At 71.9% G+C, this 17543-nt stretch carries 21 protein-coding genes and 2 pseudogenes; 5 read left to right on the forward strand and 18 right to left on the reverse strand.

Annotated elements, in window-relative coordinates; genetic code table 11:
• Window positions 1-70 precede the first annotated feature (70 nt).
• Genes ACQ86J_RS10255 through ACQ86J_RS10265 form a run of 3 tightly spaced genes read right to left on the reverse strand, consistent with a single transcriptional unit; the run spans window position 71 to window position 5027 of the window.
• On the reverse strand, window positions 71-1330 hold the full coding sequence (locus tag ACQ86J_RS10255; protein WP_431271028.1) for a DUF6537 domain-containing protein: 1260 nt from the start codon (window positions 1328-1330) through the stop codon (window positions 71-73).
• Window positions 1327-2553, reverse strand: coding sequence for a thiamine pyrophosphate-dependent enzyme (locus ACQ86J_RS10260; protein WP_431271029.1), 1227 nt, complete (start codon window positions 2551-2553; stop codon window positions 1327-1329). The genes ACQ86J_RS10255 and ACQ86J_RS10260 overlap by 4 nt, the downstream gene beginning before the upstream one ends.
• Window positions 2466-5027, reverse strand: a complete 2562-nt coding sequence (locus ACQ86J_RS10265) for an NtaA/DmoA family FMN-dependent monooxygenase (RefSeq protein WP_431271030.1) — start codon at window positions 5025-5027, stop codon at window positions 2466-2468. The genes ACQ86J_RS10260 and ACQ86J_RS10265 overlap by 88 nt, the downstream gene beginning before the upstream one ends.
• Window positions 5028-5086: 59 nt before the next feature.
• Between ACQ86J_RS10265 and ACQ86J_RS10270 the strand changes: the two genes are divergently transcribed.
• Both ACQ86J_RS10270 and ACQ86J_RS10275 read left to right on the forward strand, forming a co-directional pair.
• Window positions 5087-5200: an AsnC family transcriptional regulator gene (locus tag ACQ86J_RS10270; RefSeq protein WP_431271031.1), complete on the forward strand. Its 114-nt coding sequence runs from the start codon at window positions 5087-5089 to the stop codon at window positions 5198-5200.
• Window positions 5197-5538 carry an Lrp/AsnC family transcriptional regulator gene (locus ACQ86J_RS10275; RefSeq protein WP_431271032.1) on the forward strand — a complete coding sequence of 114 codons (342 nt, stop codon included), beginning with the start codon at window positions 5197-5199 and terminating at the stop codon, window positions 5536-5538. The genes ACQ86J_RS10270 and ACQ86J_RS10275 overlap by 4 nt, the downstream gene beginning before the upstream one ends.
• Window positions 5539-5556: 18 nt before the next feature.
• On the opposite strand, the gene ACQ86J_RS10280 is transcribed toward ACQ86J_RS10275, so the two are convergent.
• The 12 genes and pseudogenes from ACQ86J_RS10280 to ACQ86J_RS10335 form a co-directional block, all read right to left on the reverse strand.
• Window positions 5557-5742 (reverse strand): hypothetical protein, encoded by a 186-nt coding sequence (locus ACQ86J_RS10280; RefSeq protein WP_431271033.1) that lies wholly within the window; start codon window positions 5740-5742, stop codon window positions 5557-5559.
• Window positions 5739-5900 carry a cbb3-type cytochrome oxidase assembly protein CcoS gene (gene ccoS / locus ACQ86J_RS10285; RefSeq protein ID WP_431271034.1) on the reverse strand — a complete coding sequence of 54 codons (162 nt, stop codon included), beginning with the start codon at window positions 5898-5900 and terminating at the stop codon, window positions 5739-5741. The genes ACQ86J_RS10280 and ccoS overlap by 4 nt, the downstream gene beginning before the upstream one ends.
• The gene (locus ACQ86J_RS10290) at window positions 5888-8227 is read right to left on the reverse strand and encodes a heavy metal translocating P-type ATPase (protein WP_431271035.1); all 2340 of its coding nucleotides are present in this window, start codon (window positions 8225-8227) and stop codon (window positions 5888-5890) included. Before ACQ86J_RS10290 ends, ccoS begins: the two co-directional genes overlap by 13 nt.
• Window positions 8224-8691 carry a FixH family protein gene (locus ACQ86J_RS10295; RefSeq protein ID WP_431272359.1) on the reverse strand — a complete coding sequence of 156 codons (468 nt, stop codon included), beginning with the start codon at window positions 8689-8691 and terminating at the stop codon, window positions 8224-8226. The genes ACQ86J_RS10290 and ACQ86J_RS10295 overlap by 4 nt, the downstream gene beginning before the upstream one ends.
• Window positions 8688-9374, reverse strand: a complete 687-nt coding sequence (locus tag ACQ86J_RS10300; protein WP_431272360.1) for a 4Fe-4S dicluster domain-containing protein — start codon at window positions 9372-9374, stop codon at window positions 8688-8690. Before ACQ86J_RS10300 ends, ACQ86J_RS10295 begins: the two co-directional genes overlap by 4 nt.
• Window positions 9375-9480: 106 nt before the next feature.
• Window positions 9481-10188 (reverse strand): annotated as a pseudogene (locus ACQ86J_RS10305) (4Fe-4S binding protein); the annotation flags it as partial.
• Between the two features lie 170 nt (window positions 10189-10358).
• Complete coding sequence (ccoP, locus tag ACQ86J_RS10310) at window positions 10359-11069, reverse strand: cytochrome-c oxidase, cbb3-type subunit III (RefSeq protein WP_431271036.1); 711 nt, start codon at window positions 11067-11069, stop codon at window positions 10359-10361.
• A gap of 2 nt (window positions 11070-11071) precedes the next feature.
• Complete coding sequence (locus ACQ86J_RS10315) at window positions 11072-11302, reverse strand: cbb3-type cytochrome oxidase subunit 3 (RefSeq protein WP_431271037.1); 231 nt, start codon at window positions 11300-11302, stop codon at window positions 11072-11074.
• Between the two features lie 15 nt (window positions 11303-11317).
• On the reverse strand, window positions 11318-11533 hold the full coding sequence (locus ACQ86J_RS10320; RefSeq protein ID WP_431271038.1) for a hypothetical protein: 216 nt from the start codon (window positions 11531-11533) through the stop codon (window positions 11318-11320).
• 127 nt (window positions 11534-11660) lie between these two features.
• A pseudogene (gene ccoO, locus ACQ86J_RS10325) lies at window positions 11661-12053 on the reverse strand (cytochrome-c oxidase, cbb3-type subunit II); the annotation flags it as partial.
• A 14-nt stretch (window positions 12054-12067) separates the two neighbouring features.
• Window positions 12068-12853: a cbb3-type cytochrome c oxidase subunit I gene (locus ACQ86J_RS10330; RefSeq protein WP_431271039.1), complete on the reverse strand. Its 786-nt coding sequence runs from the start codon at window positions 12851-12853 to the stop codon at window positions 12068-12070.
• A gap of 46 nt (window positions 12854-12899) precedes the next feature.
• Window positions 12900-13613, reverse strand: coding sequence for a cbb3-type cytochrome c oxidase subunit I (locus ACQ86J_RS10335; RefSeq protein ID WP_431271040.1), 714 nt, complete (start codon window positions 13611-13613; stop codon window positions 12900-12902).
• Window positions 13614-13747: 134 nt separating this feature from the next.
• Here ACQ86J_RS10335 and ACQ86J_RS10340 point away from each other — a divergent pair, with 134 nt between their 5' ends.
• Window positions 13748-14806, forward strand: a complete 1059-nt coding sequence (locus tag ACQ86J_RS10340; protein WP_431271041.1) for a DUF2189 domain-containing protein — start codon at window positions 13748-13750, stop codon at window positions 14804-14806.
• Here the strand turns inward: ACQ86J_RS10340 and ACQ86J_RS10345 are convergent.
• From ACQ86J_RS10345 to ACQ86J_RS10355, 3 genes are all read right to left on the reverse strand, one after another.
• The gene (locus tag ACQ86J_RS10345; protein WP_431271042.1) at window positions 14753-15802 is read right to left on the reverse strand and encodes a hypothetical protein; all 1050 of its coding nucleotides are present in this window, start codon (window positions 15800-15802) and stop codon (window positions 14753-14755) included. The two genes, ACQ86J_RS10340 and ACQ86J_RS10345, sit on opposite strands and share 54 nt — an antisense overlap.
• 104 nt (window positions 15803-15906) lie before the next feature.
• A complete protein-coding gene (locus ACQ86J_RS10350; RefSeq protein ID WP_431271043.1) occupies window positions 15907-16365 on the reverse strand; it encodes a sulfite exporter TauE/SafE family protein in 459 nt (152 codons plus the stop codon).
• A complete protein-coding gene (locus ACQ86J_RS10355) occupies window positions 16362-16535 on the reverse strand; it encodes a hypothetical protein (protein ID WP_431271044.1) in 174 nt (57 codons plus the stop codon). Before ACQ86J_RS10355 ends, ACQ86J_RS10350 begins: the two co-directional genes overlap by 4 nt.
• Window positions 16536-16857: 322 nt before the next feature.
• Here ACQ86J_RS10355 and ACQ86J_RS10360 point away from each other — a divergent pair, with 322 nt between their 5' ends.
• Complete coding sequence (locus ACQ86J_RS10360; protein WP_431271045.1) at window positions 16858-17382, forward strand: hypothetical protein; 525 nt, start codon at window positions 16858-16860, stop codon at window positions 17380-17382.
• Window positions 17352-17498 carry a hypothetical protein gene (locus ACQ86J_RS10365; RefSeq protein WP_431271046.1) on the forward strand — a complete coding sequence of 49 codons (147 nt, stop codon included), beginning with the start codon at window positions 17352-17354 and terminating at the stop codon, window positions 17496-17498. Before ACQ86J_RS10360 ends, ACQ86J_RS10365 begins: the two co-directional genes overlap by 31 nt.
• Window positions 17499-17543: the final 45 nt, after the last annotated feature.

A 17543-nucleotide genomic window follows, 5' to 3' on the forward strand; every position in this document is an offset into this window, starting at 1 on the left:
CGCGCCAGCGAGGCGGTTTCGTCCAGTGCGCGGGCGGGTCGCCCGGCGGCCCTTGCCGCCGGGCCGCCCTTCACTCCGCCGCCATCGCCAGCGGCGCCGGCGCGCCGGCCGCGGCCTCGATCTCCGCCATCCGCGCCCGCGCCGCGGCAGCGTTGCGCGCCTTGATATGGCCGTAGCCCTTGATGCCGGCCGCGGCCTCGGCCCATTCGCAGACCTTGGCGTGGGTCTTCGGCGATAGCAGCCGCAGCAGCCGCTCGATCCCGGCGCGGTACTCGCCGATCAGGGCGCGCTCCATCCGCCGCTCCTCGGTCCGGCCGAAGGGGTCGAGCGCGGTGCCGCGCAGCGCCTTGCCATGCCGCAGCATCCCCATCGCCTTCAGCATCCAGGGGCCGAAGGCGATCTTGCGGGGGATGCCCGTCACCGGGTCGGGCTTGGCCAGGAAGGGCGGCGCCAGGTTCAGCTCGATGCGCTGCGTGCCGGTGAAGTGCTGGTCGAGGAAGCCCTTCCAGTTGGTCAGGCTGTGCAGCCGGGCGACCTCGTACTCGTCCTTGTAGGCCATGAGGCGATAAAGCTGCTGCGCCACGGCGCGGGCCAGCCGCTGCTCGCCCGGCACCGCCGCCTGTTCGGCCGCCCGCACCTTGGCGACGAACTCGGCGTAGCCGCGGGCATAGCCGGCATTCTGGTAATCCGTCAGGTCGGCGACCCGCCGCGCCACCAGCGCGTCCAGCGTCTCCGCTTCCGGCGTCACCGGCGCGGGCGGCGCCAGCGCGGCTTCACGGCCGAGGGCAAAGGCCGCCTTGTTGCGCTCGACCTGCGCCCCGTTCAGCTCCAGCGCCCGGTTGATCGCCTCGGCGGAGAGCGGCACCAGCCCCTTCTGGTAGGCGATGCCGAGCAGCCAGACATTGAGGTAGATGAGGTCGCCCAGCGCCTCCTCCACCACCTGCACGCCGGGCACCGTCACCACCTCGCGGCAGGCATCCCGGATGCTGGCCAGCATGCCCGGGCGGTCATAGGTCGTCGCCGTGTTCAGCACGAACTGCGCGGTCGGCTGCAGGTCGACGTTCAGCACCGCGGCCGTGCGGTCGGCGCCGAGCAGCGGCCGCGCGGTACGCCCATGCGCCACCACCATGTCGGCGCTCAGCAGCAGGTCGGCCTGGCCCATGCCGATCCGCGGCGCCTCGATCGTCGCGGGATCGGCGCCGGCCCGGCCGATGCGCAACTGGGCGAAGACGCCGCCGCCTTTCTGCGCCAGGCCGAGCATGTCGACCGAGCGCGACGGCCGGCCTTCGAGATGCGCCGCCATGCCGAGGATGGCCGAGAGCGCCGTCACCCCTGCCCGCCGACGCCGGCGAGCAGGATGTTGAAGGCCGGCTCGCCATCCCGCACATCGGGCCGGGCCGGCTCGGCCAGCGCCTCGCCCAGCTTCGGCACCGGCTTCTTGACCGGCTCCGCCCCGACCAGCGTGACGAAGGAGGGGCAGAAGCCCTCGACGCAGCTCAGGTCCTGGTTGCAGGCGCTCTGGTCGATCTGGCGCTTGCGGCCGAACTCCGTCTCGACCGGCTCCACCGCCAGGCAGTTCGAGGTGCGCGAGCAGTCGCCGCAATCCTCGCAGACCCGGGGATTGATCGCCACGCGCTTCGTCGCCGCCGCCTGGGTGCCGCGCTTGCGCTTGCGGCGGCGCTCGGTTGCGCATTGCTGGTCGTAGATCAGCACGGTCACGCCGGGCACCTCGCGCAGCTCCCGCTGCACCAGGTCGAGGTCGCGGCGGTGGCGGTATTCCGTGCCCTTCGGCATGCGGGCATCGCCGACATGCCGCTCCGGATCGTCGGAGACGACGACGATCTTCGCCGCGCCCTCCGCCGCCATCTGCGCGGCGATCTCCGGCACGCCGAGCTCGCCGTCCACGGTCTGCCCGCCGGTCATGGCGACGGCGCTGTTGACCAGGATCTTGTAGGTCATGTTGGCGCCGGCGGCGATCGCCTGTCGGATGGCGAGGATGCCGCTATGGGCATAGGTGCCGTCGCCGATATTGACGAACATATGCTTCTCGGAAACGAAGGGCGCCATGCCGAGCCATGGCATGCCCTCCGCGCCCATATGCGTATAGAGATCGGTGTTGCGATCCATGTAGATCGCCAGGGTGTGGCAGCCGATGCCGGCCATGGCGTGGCTGCCTTCCGGCACCCGCGTGCTGGTGTTGTGCGGGCAGCCCGGGCAGAAATGCGGCGTGCGGTCGTGGATCGGCGGCGCCTGCAGCTGGGCGATGCGGTCGAGCTGGCGGATGCGGTCCTGCAGCTGCTCGGTCTGCAGCGCCTCCGGCAGCCGGGCGGCGAGCGCCCGCAGCACCGCGCCGGTGTCGAGCTCGGTCAGGTCGGAGAGCAGGCGGCGGCCCTGGTCGTCGGTCTTGCCGGTGATGCGCGGGCGCGACGCCTCGTGGTACAGCGCCTCGCGCAGCTGCGGCTCGATCACCGGGCGGCGGTCCTCGACCACCATGATCTCCTCGAGCCCCCGGGCGAACTCCCGCGCCCCCACCGCGTCCAGCGGCCAGGCCATCCCGACCTTCCAGATGCGCAGGCCCGCCATGCGGGCCGAGCTCCTCGGTGATGCCGGCATCGTGCAGCGCCTGGCGCAGCGTAGCATAGCCGCGGCCGCGCGCGGCGATGCCGAAGCGGGCCTGCGGGCTGTCCATGACGATGCGGTTCAGCCCATTGGCCCGGGCGAAGGCGAGCGCCGCCGGCAGCTTGTAGTGCCGGAGGCGCTCCTCCTGCGGGATGGCATGGTCGCGCAGGCGGATGTGCACGCCATCGGCCGGGAAGGTGAAATCCGGCCGGATGCTGGCATAGGCGGCCGGGTCGACCAGCACCGTGCCGGCGCCGTCCATGGTCTCCGCCACGCATTTCATCCCGACCCAGAGGCCGGCGAAGCGCGACATATCCAGCGCCTTCAGCCCGTAGTCGAGGATCTCGGTGACGCCGGCCGGGTCGAGCACCGGCATCTCGACATCCATGAAGGAGATCTCGCAGCCGGAGGTGATGGTGGACGACTTGCAGGAGGGGTCGTCCCCGGCCAGCGCCAGCACGCCGCCCTTGGGCGCGGTCCCGGCGGGATTGGCATGCCGCAGCGCATCGCCGCTGCGATCCACGCCCGGGCCCTTGCCGTACCAGATGCCGAAGACGCCGTCGTATTTCTGGTTGCCGTAGAGGCCGATCTGCTGCGTGCCCCAGATCGCGGTCGCCGCCAAGTCCTCGTTCAGCGCCGGGCGGACGACGATGTTCGCCCTCGGCCAAGCGCTTCGCCTGACGCAGCAACTGCTGGTCATAGGTGCCGAGCGGCGAGCCGCGATAGCCGCTGACATAGCCGCCGGTGTTCCAGCCCATGGCGCGGTCAAGCTGGTGGCGCACCAGCGGCAGCCGGACCAGGGCCTGGATGCCGGTCAGCAGCAGCGTCTCCCCCGCCTTCTCCCAGCGGTCCTCGAGCGTGGCTTCGGGGCGTTGGATGCTGCCCATCATGTCTCTCCCGGACGGGGCGACCTCGGCCGCCCCACCTTGCCTTGAATGTCGGACTGCCCAGGGGGCGCGGCAAGGCCCCGGGCGGGCCGGCTCATCCGGAAGAATGCGCCGGTCCGGGCCGGAGGTCCTGCCGCATTTCTTGCTGCACCGCCGAAAAAACGGAAGGATCTTCCGCCATTTCGCGCTCAGCAGCGCAAGACTGCCGCCGGATGCGGCGCGGCCAGCAGCGGGCCGGCGCCGAACAGCTTGTCGCGGTAGGTCCCCGGCGCATAGGCGGTCTTGTAGGCGCCGCGCGCCTGCAGCGCCGGGACCAGCAGATCCGCCACCGCCTCGATGCATTCCGGCATCACGGTGCGGGACAGGTTGAAGCCGTCCGCCCCGGTCGCCTCGGCGAAGGCGATCAGCTTGGTCGGCGATGGCGTCCGGCGTGCCGACCAGCGGCTTCTGCCGGCTGCCCAGGATGAACTGGTCGATCAGGTGCCGCTTGGTCCAGCCGGGGCCGAAGACCCGCGCCATGGACTCGACGTTGGAGGAGATGGCGTTGCTGCCGGAGGCGGCGATCGGCTCGTCCATCCCGAAGCGGTCGAAGTCGATCCCGAGCGAGGCAGCGGCATGCGCCAGCGCGCCGGTGATGCTGGCATGGCTGCGGTAGTCCGCCAGCAGGTCCTCCGCCTCCGCCTGGGTCCGGCCGAGGATCAGCGTGGCACCGACGAAGACCCGGATCGGCCGCGGCGCGGCGCGGGTGCGCAGGTCGGCGATCAGCCGGGCGACGTTCTCCGGGCTGGAGGGATTGAGGAAGATGCATTCGGCGTGCCGCGTGGCGAAGTCGCGGCCGCGGTCGGAAGCCCCGGCCTGGTAGAGCACCGGCGTCCGCTGCGGCGAGGGCTCACACAAGTGGATCGCCTCGATCCCGCCGGAGCGGATGGCGCGAACCTTCATGGGGTCGGCATAGACACCGGTGGCGCGGTCGGCCCGCACCGCGTCCTCGGCCCAGCTGCCCTCCCACAAGCCGTAGGCGGTCGCCATGAACTGCTCGGCCGCGTCGTAGCGCGCATCGTGGGCCAGCTGCGCCGGCAGGCCCATGGCGCGGGCGGCGCTGTCGAGATAGCCGGTGACGATGTTCCAGCCGATCCGCCCGTCGGTCAGGTGGTCGAGGGTCGAGAAGCGCCGGGCGAAGAGCGCCGGCGCCTCATAGGTCAGGTTCACCGTGACGCCGAAGCCGAGGTGCTGCGTGACGGCCGCCATGGCCGGCACCACCAGCATGGGATCCAGCAGCGGCACTTGCACCGCATGGCGGATTGCGGCGTCCGGGCTGTTGCCGAGCACGTCGTAGATCCCGACCACATCGGCCAGGAACAGCCCGTCGAACAGCCCGCGTTCCAGCGTGCGGGCCAGGCCGGTCCAGTAGTCCAGCCGGCGGTAGTCGGTGGAGCGGTCGCGCGGATGCGTCCACATCCCGTGCTGGATGTGGCCGATGCAGGCCATGTCGAAGGCGTTCAGGCGGATTTCGCGGGGCATGGGGAGACGCTAGCACAACCCCCTTGCCTGTCAGCCCCATCGCGGCAGAAGCTTCCGCCATGGACGCCATCGACCGCCGGATCCTCCGCGCCCTGCACCGCAACGCCCGGCTGACCAATGCGGAGCCTGGCCGAGCAGGTCGGCCTCTCCCCTCCCCTGCTGGACGCGGGTGAAGCGGCTGGAGCAGTCGGGGGTGATCAAGGGCTATGTCGCCATCCTCGACCAGGCGCAGCTCGGCCTGCCGGACACCGTCATCATCGAGGTGATGATGGAGCGCCACGACGAGGAAAGCCTGAAGCGCTTCGAGCAGGCGGTGACCGAGATGCCGGAGGTGGTCGAGGCCTGGCTGGTCACCGGCGAGTACGACTACGTCATCAAGGCCGCGGTCGGCGGCACCGCGGGCTACGAACGCCTGCTGCGGGAGAAGCTGTACCGCCTGCCCGGCGTGCGGCACACCCGCACCAGCTTCACCCTGCGCAGCCTGAAGCAGAGCTGGACGCCGGCGCCGTGACGCGCCGGCCTCGCCGCCTCAGTGATTCGCCGCGTCCTGCGCGTCGAAGTGGCGCTTGATGCAGCTGAAGCCGAACAGCACGCCGAACACGAACAGCGCGAAGCCGAAGAACTGCAGGTAGTCATGCGCCATCGCGGCGGCGAAGAGGCCGGCCAGGGCGATGAGGCCGGAGAAGACCAGGAAGAAAGCGGTGCTGCCGTTCACGGGCGTGGCTCCTTGCGGGGGATGTCGTCGAACAGGATGCGGGAGGCCGCGCCGTCCAGGTCGTCATACTGGCCGGCGCGGAGGTTCCAGAGGAAGGCGCAGAGGCCGAGGAAGCCCATGAAGAGCGCCATCGGCAGCAGGAGGATCAGGCTGTCCATGCGGGGTCCTTTCCGGCGCGGAGCGAGTTGCCGATCACGATGAGGGAGGAGGAGGCCATGACGAGGGCCGCCATCAGCGGCGTCACCACGCCAAGGATCGCCAGCGGCACCGCCACCAGGTTGTAGGCCAGGCTGAAGGCGATGTTCTGCTTCGCCAGGCGCTGCGCCCGCCGCGCGGTGCGGATGGCCGCCGGCAGGGTGGAGAGCCCCTCCGCCCGCAGCACCAGGTCGGCCGCGGTCTGCGCCAGGTCGGTTCCGTCGCCCGGGCAGGCGGAGACATGCGCGAGGCCGAGCGCCGCGGCGTCGTTGATGCCGTCGCCGACCATCAGCGGGCGGCGGCCCGCGGCCCGCAGCGCCTCGATCCGCGCCGCCTTCGCCTCGGGCGTCGCCCGGGCGGCCCAATGCGCGATCCCGGCCTGGGTCGCCACCGCGGCGACCGCGGGCGGGGCATCGCCCGAGAGCAGCTCGGCCGAAAGCCCGAGGCCGCGCAGCGATTCCACCAGGCGCGGCGCGTCCTCCCGCAGCCGGTCGGCGAAGCGGAAGGCGACGGGCGCGCGCCCGGGCGCCGCATACCACAGGGTCAGCCCGGCATCCGCCCCCGGCACGCCGATGAAGGCGGCGCTGCCGAGGCGCCGCTCGCCCGCGAGCAGGCCGCGGCCCGGCACCTCGCGCACGCCCTCGGCGGCCGGCGCCTCGGGGCAGGCGGCGGCCAGCGCCCGGGCCAGCGGGTGCCTGCTCGCCCGCGCCAGGCCGGCGGCCTCGCGCAGCTCCGCCTCGGTCCAGCTGCCGGGCAGCAGGGTCGGGCGGCCTTCGGTCAGCGTCCCGGTCTTGTCCAGCACCGCATGGTCAGCGGTCGCCAGCCGCTCCAGCGCCGTGCCGTTCGCCACCAGCACGCCGCGGCGGAACAGCGCGCCGACCGCCACCGCCTGCACCGCCGGCACGGCGATGGCGAAGCCGCAGGGGCAGGTGACGATCAACGCGGCGACGGCCGGCACCAGCGCCTCCTGCCGAGTAAGGCCCACCCCGAGCCACCAGCCGAGGAAGGTCAGCGCCGCGACCGCATGCACCACCGGGACGAAGATGCGGACGACCCGGTCGGCGACATCGACGAAGCGGCCGCGGGCCTGCTCGGCACGCTCCAGCAGCCGCGCCATGGCGGCGAGCGAGCCGTCGGCGGCCGCGGCGGTGACGCGGGCGACGAAGGGCGCGCCCATGTTGACGGCCCCGGCCGGCAGCGCCTCGCCGGCGGCGAAGCCGCGCGGCAGGGTCTCGCCATTGGTGGCGCTCGCATCCAGCAGCGCCTCCCCGGAATCGAGCACCGCGTCGAGCCGCAGCCGCTCGCCGGCCGCGACCAGGATGCGGTCGCCGGCGCGGATGTTGCCGGCCGGCGCGGCATGCGCGGTGCCATCCGCGTCGAGCCGGGTGACCGGCCCTTCCTGCAGCGCCAGTAGCTCCGCCACCGCCTGGCGGGCGCGGCGGCGCGCGGCGCGGTCCAGCACGCGGCCGGCCAGCAGCAGGGCCAGCAGCGCGGTCGCCGCGTCGAAATAGGTGTAGTCGCCGTTGCGCAGCGTCTCGCTGGCCGACATCAACGTCGTCGCCAGCACGCCGAGCGAGACGGCCATGTCCATGTTCAGCCGGCCCATGCGCAGACCCGCCAGGGCGCTGCGGTAGATCGGCAGGCCGGCCACGAGCACCGAGGGCAGGCCGATCAGCGCCGCCGCCCAGTGCATGGCAGCGCGCGTCGCCTCGCCCATGTCCCAGCCGACCCAGACGGCGACCGAGAGCATCATGACGTTCATGGCGCCGAAGGCGGCGATGCCGAGGCAGCGCACCAGTTCGCGCCCCTCGGCATCCTCGGTCGCGCGCAGGCAGGCCGGCGACCAGGGCGCGGCGCGAAAGCCGAGCCGCGCCAGCAGCGCGACGAAGTCGTTGGCCCGTGCCGCCGCCCCGCGCCAGCCGAGCGTCAGCCGGCGGGTGGAGAGCGCGATCCGGGCGCGGGTCACGTCCGGCTCGGCCGCCAGCGCCTGCTCGACCAGCCAGACGCAGGCGCCGCAGGTCAGGCCGGCGACCATCAGCTCGAGCGTCCTCTCCTCGCCCTCGCCCTGCACATGCAGGGTGAAATCCACGGCCGGCGCGTCGACCGGCGGGCGCAGGCTGCCATCCGCGCCCTCCCGCCGTCGGTAGAAGGCATCGAGGCCGAGCCCGGCGACCAGCACATGCGCGCCCTCGCAGCCGGCGCAGCAGAAGCGCGCGCCGGCCGGGGCCGGCCCGCCGCAATGGGCGCAGACGGCGGCGGCCTCGGGCGCGGCGCGGGCCGCGAGGGTCACGGCGCGATCACCCGCTGGCGGATGTCGATATGGCTGCCATCCGCAGCGGTCAGCCGCAGCCGCGCCTCCCACTGCCCGGCGCGGAGCGCGACCGGCGCCTGCCAGGCGCCGGGCAGGTCGACGGCGGGGGCGAAGGGCAGCTCGGTGCCCTCGACCGGGCGGCGCAGCACGCCCTCGAGCCGGCCGGCCACCGGCGCGCCCGCGCGGTCGCGCGCGGTCACCCGCAGCACGCCACCGGCCAGCGTCACCTGGGCGGTCCAGCCCAGCGCATCCTGCCGCGCCGCCTCCGCCAGCACATGGTTGTAGGCGCGGCCGCGGTCATAGGAATGGCCGGTGGTGAGGCCGGTGAAGCTTCTGACCGCGGTGACGATCAGCACGGCGTTCACCGCGACGACGAGCAGCAGGCCGCCGACGAAGACCCAGGGGATCCAGGCGCTGCGGCGGGGTTGGATGGCCATGCTCATGGCTTCGGTCCCATGAAGACGCTGGCGGTCGAGACCTCGGCGCGGCCGCGCGCATCCAGCAGCCTGAAGGTGACGGGCACGTTCTCCGGCAGGTGCAGGCCGGGCGGCGCGGTGACCAGGGCGCGCCACTGGGTGATGCCGTCCGGCCGCGTGGTCAGCACCGGGCGGCCCTGCGCATCCAGCGCCGCGTCCTGCACCACCAGCCGCAGCCCGGCCGGCGCGTCCAGCACCAGCGCGTAGCTCTCGACGCCGCGGGTCTTGTCGCCGAGCTTCAGCGCATAGCCGTTGCGCACGCCGCCATCCGACAGCCGGACGAAATTCGGCGCCCGGTCGCGCAGGACGGAGAGCGAGGTGGTCTGCCGCAGCGCCCAGGACCCGGCCATGACCGCGACCACCAGGCCGAGCACGCCGGCATAGACCAGGGTGCGCGGCCGGACGACCTTGAGGTGCGTCCGCGCCTGCATGCCGCACTGCTGGCGGGCCGGGCCGGGCGGCAGCGGCTTCGCCGCGGCCTCGGAGGCCGCGAGGTTGGTCAGCGTCTCGAAGGTGATCAGCCCCTTCGGCCGGCCGAGCCTGCCCATGACGTCGTCGCAGGCATCGATGCAGAGGCCGCAGCCGATGCATTCCAGCTGCTGGCCGTCGCGGATGTCGATGCCGGTCGGGCAGACATGCACGCAGCCCATGCAGTCGACGCAGTCGCCATGGCCGTCCTGCTTGGCCTTGCCGCGCGGCTCGCCGCGCCAGCCCGCGATAGGTGACGACCAGCGAATTCTCGTCGAGCATCGCCGCCTGGAAGCGCGGCCAGGGGCACATGTAGGTGCAGACCTGCTCGCGCGCCCAGCCGGCCAGCAGGTAGGTGGTGGCGGTGAAGAGCGCGAAGAAGAAATAGACCTCGAGGCTCGCCTGCCCGGTGAAGAAGCGCGGCGTCATCTCCAGCGCGTCGTTGAAGTACATGATCCAGGCGCCGCCCGTGGCCGCCGCGATGCCGAGCCAGATGGCGTGGGTGATCGCCTTCTTGCGCAGCCAGTCGGCGGTCCAGGGCTGCAGGTCCAGCTTCATCCGGGCATTGCGGTCGCCCTGGATCAGCCGTTCCACCCACATGAACAGGTCGGTCCAGACCGTCTGCGGGCAGGTGAAGCCGCACCAGACGCGGCCGAACAGGCTGGTCGCGGCAAACAGGCCGATCGCGCCCAGCACCAGCAGGCCGGTCAGGTAGTAGACCTCCTGCGGCCAGATCTCGATGAAGAAGAAGAACAGCCGGCCATTGGCGATGTCGACCAGCACCGCCTGGTTCGGCATCTCCGGGCCGCGGTCCCAGCGCAGCAGCGGGACCGCGTAGTACAGCACGAGGCAGAGGGTGAGGATCAGCCACTTCGCCCGCCGGACGGTCCCCTTGACCGCCTTCGGGTAGACCTTCTGCCGCGTGGCGTAGAGCGGCGCCGGTGTCACCGGCGCCGCCTTGGCCTGCATGCGATCGGGAGACTTGACCTCGCCCATGATCCGCCCCGTTTACTCGCCGCCGCCCAGCGCGTGGACGTAGACGGTCAGCATGTTGACCACGGCCGGGTCCAGCTTGGCCGCCCAGTTCGGCATCACGCCGGCGCGGGCATAGCCGACGCTGCGCAGGATGCTCGCCTTGTCGCCGCCGTACAGCCAGACCTGGTCGTTCAGGCGGGGGCGCCCATCTCGCGGTTGCCCTCGCCCTTCTCGCCATGGCAGCTCACGCAGTTCTCGGCGAAGACCGCCGCGCCGCGCTCCGCCGCCGCCGTGTCGGTGGCCCGGCCGGTGAAGCCCAGCAGGTGCTCGGCCACGTCGTTCACCTGCGCCGCGGTCAGCAGCCCGTCGGCCAGGAAGCGCGGCATGGCGATGCCCCGCGCATCGGCATCGACGCCGTTGCGGACGCCATGCGCGATGGTGCCGTGGATGGTCTCGAGGCTGCCGCCGTAGAGCCAGTCATCGTCCGCCAGGCTCGGGAAGCCGCCCGCCGCGCCCTGGCCGCCCGAGCCGTGGCAGCCCGCGCAGTTGTTGGCGAAGGCGATGCGCCCGCCGGCCAGCGCATAGGCGCGCAAGGTCGGGTCGGCGGCGATCTCGGCCGGCGTCGCCGCCCGCAGCTTCGCCAGCATCGGCTCGCGCGCCAGGCGCTCGGCCTCGAGCTCCGGCCCGATGGCGCCGCGCGCCGTCCAGCCCGAGAGGCCGCGCGCGCCGGTCATCGGGATCGCCGGGTAGATGATCGCCCAGACGATGGCGAAGGCGATGCAGGCGTAGAAGACGTACAGCCACCATTTCGGCAGCGGCGTGTCCAGCTCCTTCAGCCCGTCCCATTCATGGCCGGTGGTCTCCCGGCCGGTGACGCTGTCTTTCTCGACCTTGGTCGGCATCGTCAGATGCTCCTGGCGAAAGTCTGGCGGCCCGATTCACGCTCCGGGCCACCGGCCCTCCGCGATCGGGACGCGGTGCCGGCACGCTCATCCCGCAGCGGGATGTCGGCCAGGCTTGCATAGTGCTGCCGCTTCGACGGGCGCAGGACGAACCAGAGCATCCCGAGGAAGAGCACGAAGAACCACACCACCCAGACGGTGGAGAGGAGCGACTGCAGCTTGAGGAGGTCCATGATCCGCCCCCCGTCCTACTGCTGCCGGACCTGCTCGGGGGTCACGTCGCGGAACTGCACCAGCGTCCCCAGCATCTGCAGGTAGGCGACCAGCGCATCCATCTCGGTGACCACGGCAGGGTTGCCGTCGAAGCTGCCCTGGCGCGCGCGGGCGTAGCGGCCGGCGAGGCCGGCGCCCTCCGCATCGGGCCGGGCCTGGGCCTCGAGGTCGGCGACGGCATTGGCGACCATCGCATCCGTGTAGGGCGTGCCGAGCGCCTTCTGCGCCGCCAGCTTCGCCCTGATCGAGGTCGGTGTCGAGCGGCCGGTCGAGGAAGGCGTAGGGCGGCATGATGCTCTCGGGCACCAGCGCGCGCGGGCTGCGCAGGTGCGCGGCGTGCCAGTCGTCCGAATACTTGCCGCCGAGGCGGGCGAGATCCGGGCCGGTGCGCTTGCTGCCCCACTGGAACGGGTGGTCGTACATCGACTCCGCCGCCAGGCTGTAGGGGCCGTAGCGCTCGGCCTCGTCCCGGAAGGGACGGACCATCTGGCTGTGGCAGGTGTAGCAGCCTTCCCGGACATAGATGTCCCGGCCGGCGAGCTCGAGCGGGGTGTAGGGCCGGACGCCCTCCACCCGCTCGATCGTGGTCTCGAGGGTGAAGAGCGGCACGATCTGCACCAGGCCGCCGATCGCCACGGTGATGAGCGTGAGCACGCCCATCAGGACCAGGTTGCGTTCGATGATGCCGTGGTCGCGGAGGAAGCGGAACATGGATCGGCGCTCCTTCACTCGGCGGCCGCGGGCACGAGACCGGGCTGCGCGGCGTAAGCCTGCTCAGCCAGGGCGTCGGAGCGCACGGTCATCCAGAGGTTGTAGACCATGATCAGCGCGCCCCCGAGATAGAGCAGCCCGCCGAGCATGCGGATCATGTAGTAGGGGTGCATCGCCGCGACGGTCTCGACGAAGCTGTATTGCAGGAAGCCGAGCTCGTCGTAGGCGCGCCACATCAGGCCCTGCATGATGCCGCTGACCCACATCGCGGTGATGTAGAGGACGATGCCGAGTGTCGCGAGCCAGAAGTGCCAGGAGACCAGCTTCTCGCTGTACAGGCCGGTCTTCTTCCAGAGCACCGGGAACAGGTAGTACATGGCGCCGAAGGTGATGAAGCCGTTCCAGCCCAGCGCGCCGGAATGCACGTGGCCGATGGTCCAGTCGGTGTAGTGCGACAGGCTGTTCACCGCCTTGATCGACATCACCGGCCCCTCGAAGGTGGCCATGGCGTAGAAGCCGACCGCGGTGACGGAGAAGCGCAGCGCCGGGTTGGTGCGCAGCTTGTCCCAGGCGCCCGACAGCGTCATCAGCCCGTTGATCATGCCGCCCCAGGACGGCATCCACAGCATCACCGAGAACACCATGCCGAGCGTCTGCGCCCAGTCGGGCAGCGCGGTGTAGTGCAGGTGGTGCGGGCCCGCCCAGATATAGAGGAAGATCAGCGTCCAGAAGTGCACGATGGACAGCCGGTAGCTGTAGACCGGGCGCTCGGCCTGCTTCGGGATGAAGTAGTACATCATGCCGAGGAAGCCGGCGGTCAGGAAGAAGCCGACGGCGTTGTGGCCGCTACCACCACTGGATCATCGCATCCTGCACGCCCGACCAGGCGATGTAGGACTTGCCGCTGCCGCCGCCGACCGGCAGCGCGGCGTTGTTCACCAGGTGCAGCATGGCGACGGTGATGATGAAGGCCAGGTAGAACCAGTTCGCCACGTAGATGTGGGGTTCCTGCCGGCGGATGATCGTGCCGCCGAAGGCGATCAGGTAGGCCACCCAGACGACGGTCAGGAACAGGTCCACATACCATTCCGGCTCGGCGTATTCCTTGCCCTGGGTGACGCCCAGGACATAGCCGAGCGCGGCCGTGACGATGAAGAACTGGTAGCCCCAGAACAGGAACCAGCCCATGTCCTCGCCGCCGAACAGCCGCGCGCGGCAGGTCCGCTGCACGACGTAGAGCGAGGTGCAGAGCATGGCGTTGCCGCCGAAGGCGAAGATGACCGCCGAGGTATGGACCGGGCGGAGGCGCCCGAAGGTCGTCCATTCGAGGTCGAGGTTGAGCAGCGGCCAGGCCAGCTGGGAGGCGATCAGCACCCCCATCAGGAAGCCGACCACGCCCCAGAAGACGGTGGCGATGGCAAAGGCCTTGATCGGCCCCTCCACCATGTCGAAGTCCCGCGCCGGCAGGTGCCCGGCGGCGGGGTCTGCATAGCCCGCGACGGCCATGAAGCGATCTCCCCAAAGGGCGCGGCGGGGAGATTGGCGGATCCTGTCCGCCACGCCGCGCGCAGCGGCCAGATCGCCTTGAACTGCCTGCTGAGTCCTTGATCCGGATCAAGCGAGCGTGGGCAGGAAACCGTCATGCTGATATATCGACGCCGCGCCCTTGGGCCGTGCCTGTGGGGAGGAAGTCCGTGACGACAGAAACCATTCCGTTGACCGAGCCGCAGGCCGCCCGCATCCGGCCGGTGGCCACCGACCGCCCCTGGGTCTGGCTGACCGCGGGCTGGCGGGACATGCTGGCGACCAAGCCGATCGCCCTGGCCTATGGCGGCGCCGTCTGCCTGGCCGGCTGGGTCGTCTCGCTCCTGCTGTTCGAGGCCGGGACGCTCTGGGCCATCCTGCCGGCGACCTCCGGCTTCTTCCTGGTCGGCCCGCTGGTCGCCGCCGGCCTGTATGAGGCCAGCCGGCTGCGCGAGCAGGGCCGGTCGCCGACGCTGGCGGACATGCTTGCCCCGTTCCGCCGCAACGGCGGGCAGATCGCCTTCATCGGCGTGGTGCTGCTGGTGCTGCACCTGTTCTGGGTGCGCATCGCCGGGCTGCTCTTCGCGCTGTTCTTCGGCCTGGGCAGCGTCCCCAGCCTGGAACAATTGCCCTACGCGATGCTGAGATCCGGCCAGCTGCTGCCCTTCCTGGTCATCGGCACGGGCTTCGGCTGCATCCTGGCCGCCGCCAGCTTCGCCGTCTCGGCGGTCTCGATCCCGATGCTGGTGGACCGCGAGATCTCGGCGCTGGAGGCGATCACGGTCTCCATCCAGGCGGTGCTCGAGATGGAAGCCGATGCTGCTCTGGGCCGGGCTGATCGTGCTCTTCACGGGGCTGGCGCTGGTGCCCTTCTATCTCGGCCTGGTGCTGGTCTTCCCGCTGGTCGGGCATGCGACCTGGCATGCCTACCGGGACGTGGTGGTGCGCTAGCCGCGCCGCTACAGCAGCCAGACCTGCTCGGCCGCCGCCGCGGGCGGCGCGGCCGGGCCGGGCAGCCCGCCCGTCCCGGCCCGCCAGGCGCCGTCGGCGCCCAGCGCATCCGCCACCCAGACCCCGCCTTCCGGCTGCCGGCCGAGCGATTCCGCGCCCAGCGCCACATCGACCGCCAGCTGCGCCCGATCCAGCCCGGCCGCCAGCCGGCCCGAGCTCCACCGTCAGCTCCACCCCGCTCGGGTCGCGGCCGAGCGCATTCCGGTAGAGCGTGGTGACCGCATCGGCATCCGACCCGCCCGGCCCCGGCAGCCCCGCCGCGAGGTCGGTCCAGGCGACCCCTGCTTCGGACCGCGCCACAAGTCCGGCCAGCGTCCGGGGATCCGCCGCCTGGCCACCAAGCGCCTGGACCAGGGCCGCCGCCCGCAGGCCGGCGCTGCCCGCGCCGGACATCCTGGAAGCCGTCGACGAATTGCACCCGCTGCACCGCCGGCAGCACGATCTGGGTGCCCTCCTGCAGGGTCAGCAGCTGTTCCCCGCACGCCAGCGCATCCACCCGCGCCAGGTCGCGGCTTTCGTGGAGCGTCAGCACCGTGCCGGCATCCGCCAGGCCGAAGCCGCCGCGGGTCTCCCCCGGCGGCAGGTCGGCCAGGCCTTGCATTCGGATCGGCCACGCCGAGCCAGAGCAGGAAGCCCGCCGATTGCCGGCCGTCCGAGACCTCGACGACCAGGGGCCGCTGCGGCATGTCGTCCAGGCCGAGGCTGATGCCGTCGCGCAGCTTCAGCACGCCGTCCACCACCTCGAACCGCCAGTCGTCCTCGGGGCCGAAGCTGAAGCGGAAGCCGGACAGGGTGTCCGGGTCGGTCACCGCCAGCCGGCCGATCGCCGAGCCGATCGCCCCCGCCACCAACGTCCCGCCGCTGGCGAAGGCGAGGCCGGTCGGCGCCGTGTCGTCGACATCGAGCACCGTGACGCTTCGGGGAGCCAGGTCGTCCCAGGTGCCGCCATCGGCAAAGCGGAGGCGCAGCGAGATGCTCAGCACCGGGCTGGCGAGCGATTCGTAATCCACCATCGCCCCGGGGACGATCCGCACCGCATCCAGCCCCGGCAGCAGGCTGGCGCTGAAATCCAGCGCGTCGCGGCCGAGCAGCTCGACGCCCACCAGCCCATCCAGGTCACCGGACAGCGACAGTGTCGCCGCCCAATCCCCCGGGCGGCTGTTCTCCGCCAGGGTGGCGGGCAGCACCCCGGACACCAGTACTGCACGCGGCATGCGACCTCACCTCCTGGGACGATCCCAGGATGCGAGACGAACGGTGAAAATCCGGCAAATCCCGGGACGCCGTCGCTCCCGGCGCGACGCATCCCAGCCGCGGATCAGGCGACCAGCCGCGCCGCCATCGCCAGCAGCACCACCCCGTTGAGGGCGAAGAGCGCGCCGCCCGCCGTCCGCGTCCAGCGCCCCTGCCAGCGCGCGAAGAACCGCCCGAGCAGCGCCACGCCGCACAGCGCCGGCATCGTGCCGAGCACGAAGGCCATCATGCCGATTGCCCCCGCCAGCGCGCTGCCACCCGCCGCCGCCGCCGCCAGCGCCGCATAGAGCAGGCCGCAGGGCAGCGCCGAGAGCAGCACCCCCAGCAGCACGCCGCGCCACCCCCTCGGGTCCGCCAGCAAGGCGCCGATCCGCCCTTCCACCGCCCGCGGCAGCCGCGGCGTGGCCAGGCCGAGCCGTGGCACCCAGCCGCCCAGCCGCTTCGAGGCCTGGGCCAGCATCAGCCCCGCCGCCAGCACCAGCAGCGCCGCCAGCGCCCAGCGCAGCCCGCTGGCCAGCGTCACCAGCTCCGGCCGCGCCGCCCGCGACGGCGCCCCAGCGCGCCATAGCCCAGCATCCGCCCGGCCTGGTACGGCAGCAGCGCGGCGCCTGCCAGCCGCCGCAGCCGCCCGCCCCGGCCCCCGCGCCGGTCGCCGCCTGGGCCAGCACGAAGGGCGCGCACATGGTCGCGCAATGCGTCACGCCGCCGGCCAGGCCGGCGAGGAACAGCGCGCCCAGCAGCGCCGGCAATCCGCCGGGGCCGAGCGCGGCCAGGTCGTGCAGGCAATCGGCGAGCATGCTGCTTCCTAGGGCAGGTGGCGGACGAGCGTGAACGCTTGCGCGGCTGACCCTGCCCTGCCGGCAATCAGCCACAACGGCGCCGCGTTCTTCCCTGAACGCAAACCGCTGTAGCCCATCCACCCGGGCCTTGGGATTGCGTCGGCGCAAGCCGGTGGTGGTAGGGTCACAGTGTAACGGCGGCCGCCGGGCCGCCGTGACCCGAAGGGAGGACGACAATGAAAAGCATCACCCTCGCGGCCCTCGCCGCGCTCGCCCTGGCGCCCGGCCTGGCCGCCGCGCAGCCGGCGCAGATGACCTTCTTCGTCACCAGCGCCAATCCGGGCAAGGGCGGCGACCTCGGCGGCCTCGCCGGTGCCGATGCGCACTGCAAGGCGCTGGCCACCGCGGTCGGCGCCGGCAACCACACCTGGCGCGCCTATCTCAGCACCCAGGGCGCCAATGCGGTGAACGCGCGCGACCGCATCGGCAAGGGTCCCTGGCGCAACGCCAAGGGCGAGGTCGTCGCCAAGGATCTCGCCGACCTGCACGAGGGCGCCGCCGGCCTGACCAAGCAGACCGCGCTGACCGAGAAGGGCACCATCGTCAACGGCCGCGGCGACACGCCGAACATGCACGACATTCTGACGGGGTCGCAGTCCGACGGCACCGCCTTCCCGCCGGGGAGGACCGCACCTGCCACAACTGGACCAGCGGCGATGCCGGCAATGCGATGCTCGGCCATGCCGACCGGATCGGGCTGAACGATTCCGCGCCGATGAAGTCCTGGAACACCTCCCACCCCTCCCGCGCCTGCAACATGGACGCGCTGAAGGCGACCGGCGGGGCGGGGCTGATCTACTGCTTCGCGGCGGACTGACCAGGAAGCAAGGCCGGGGAGGTATCCCCCGGTCCCCCTTCCATT

Source organism: Dankookia sp. P2 (assembly GCF_050632255.1).
Classification (GTDB): domain Bacteria; phylum Pseudomonadota; class Alphaproteobacteria; order Acetobacterales; family Acetobacteraceae; genus Paracraurococcus.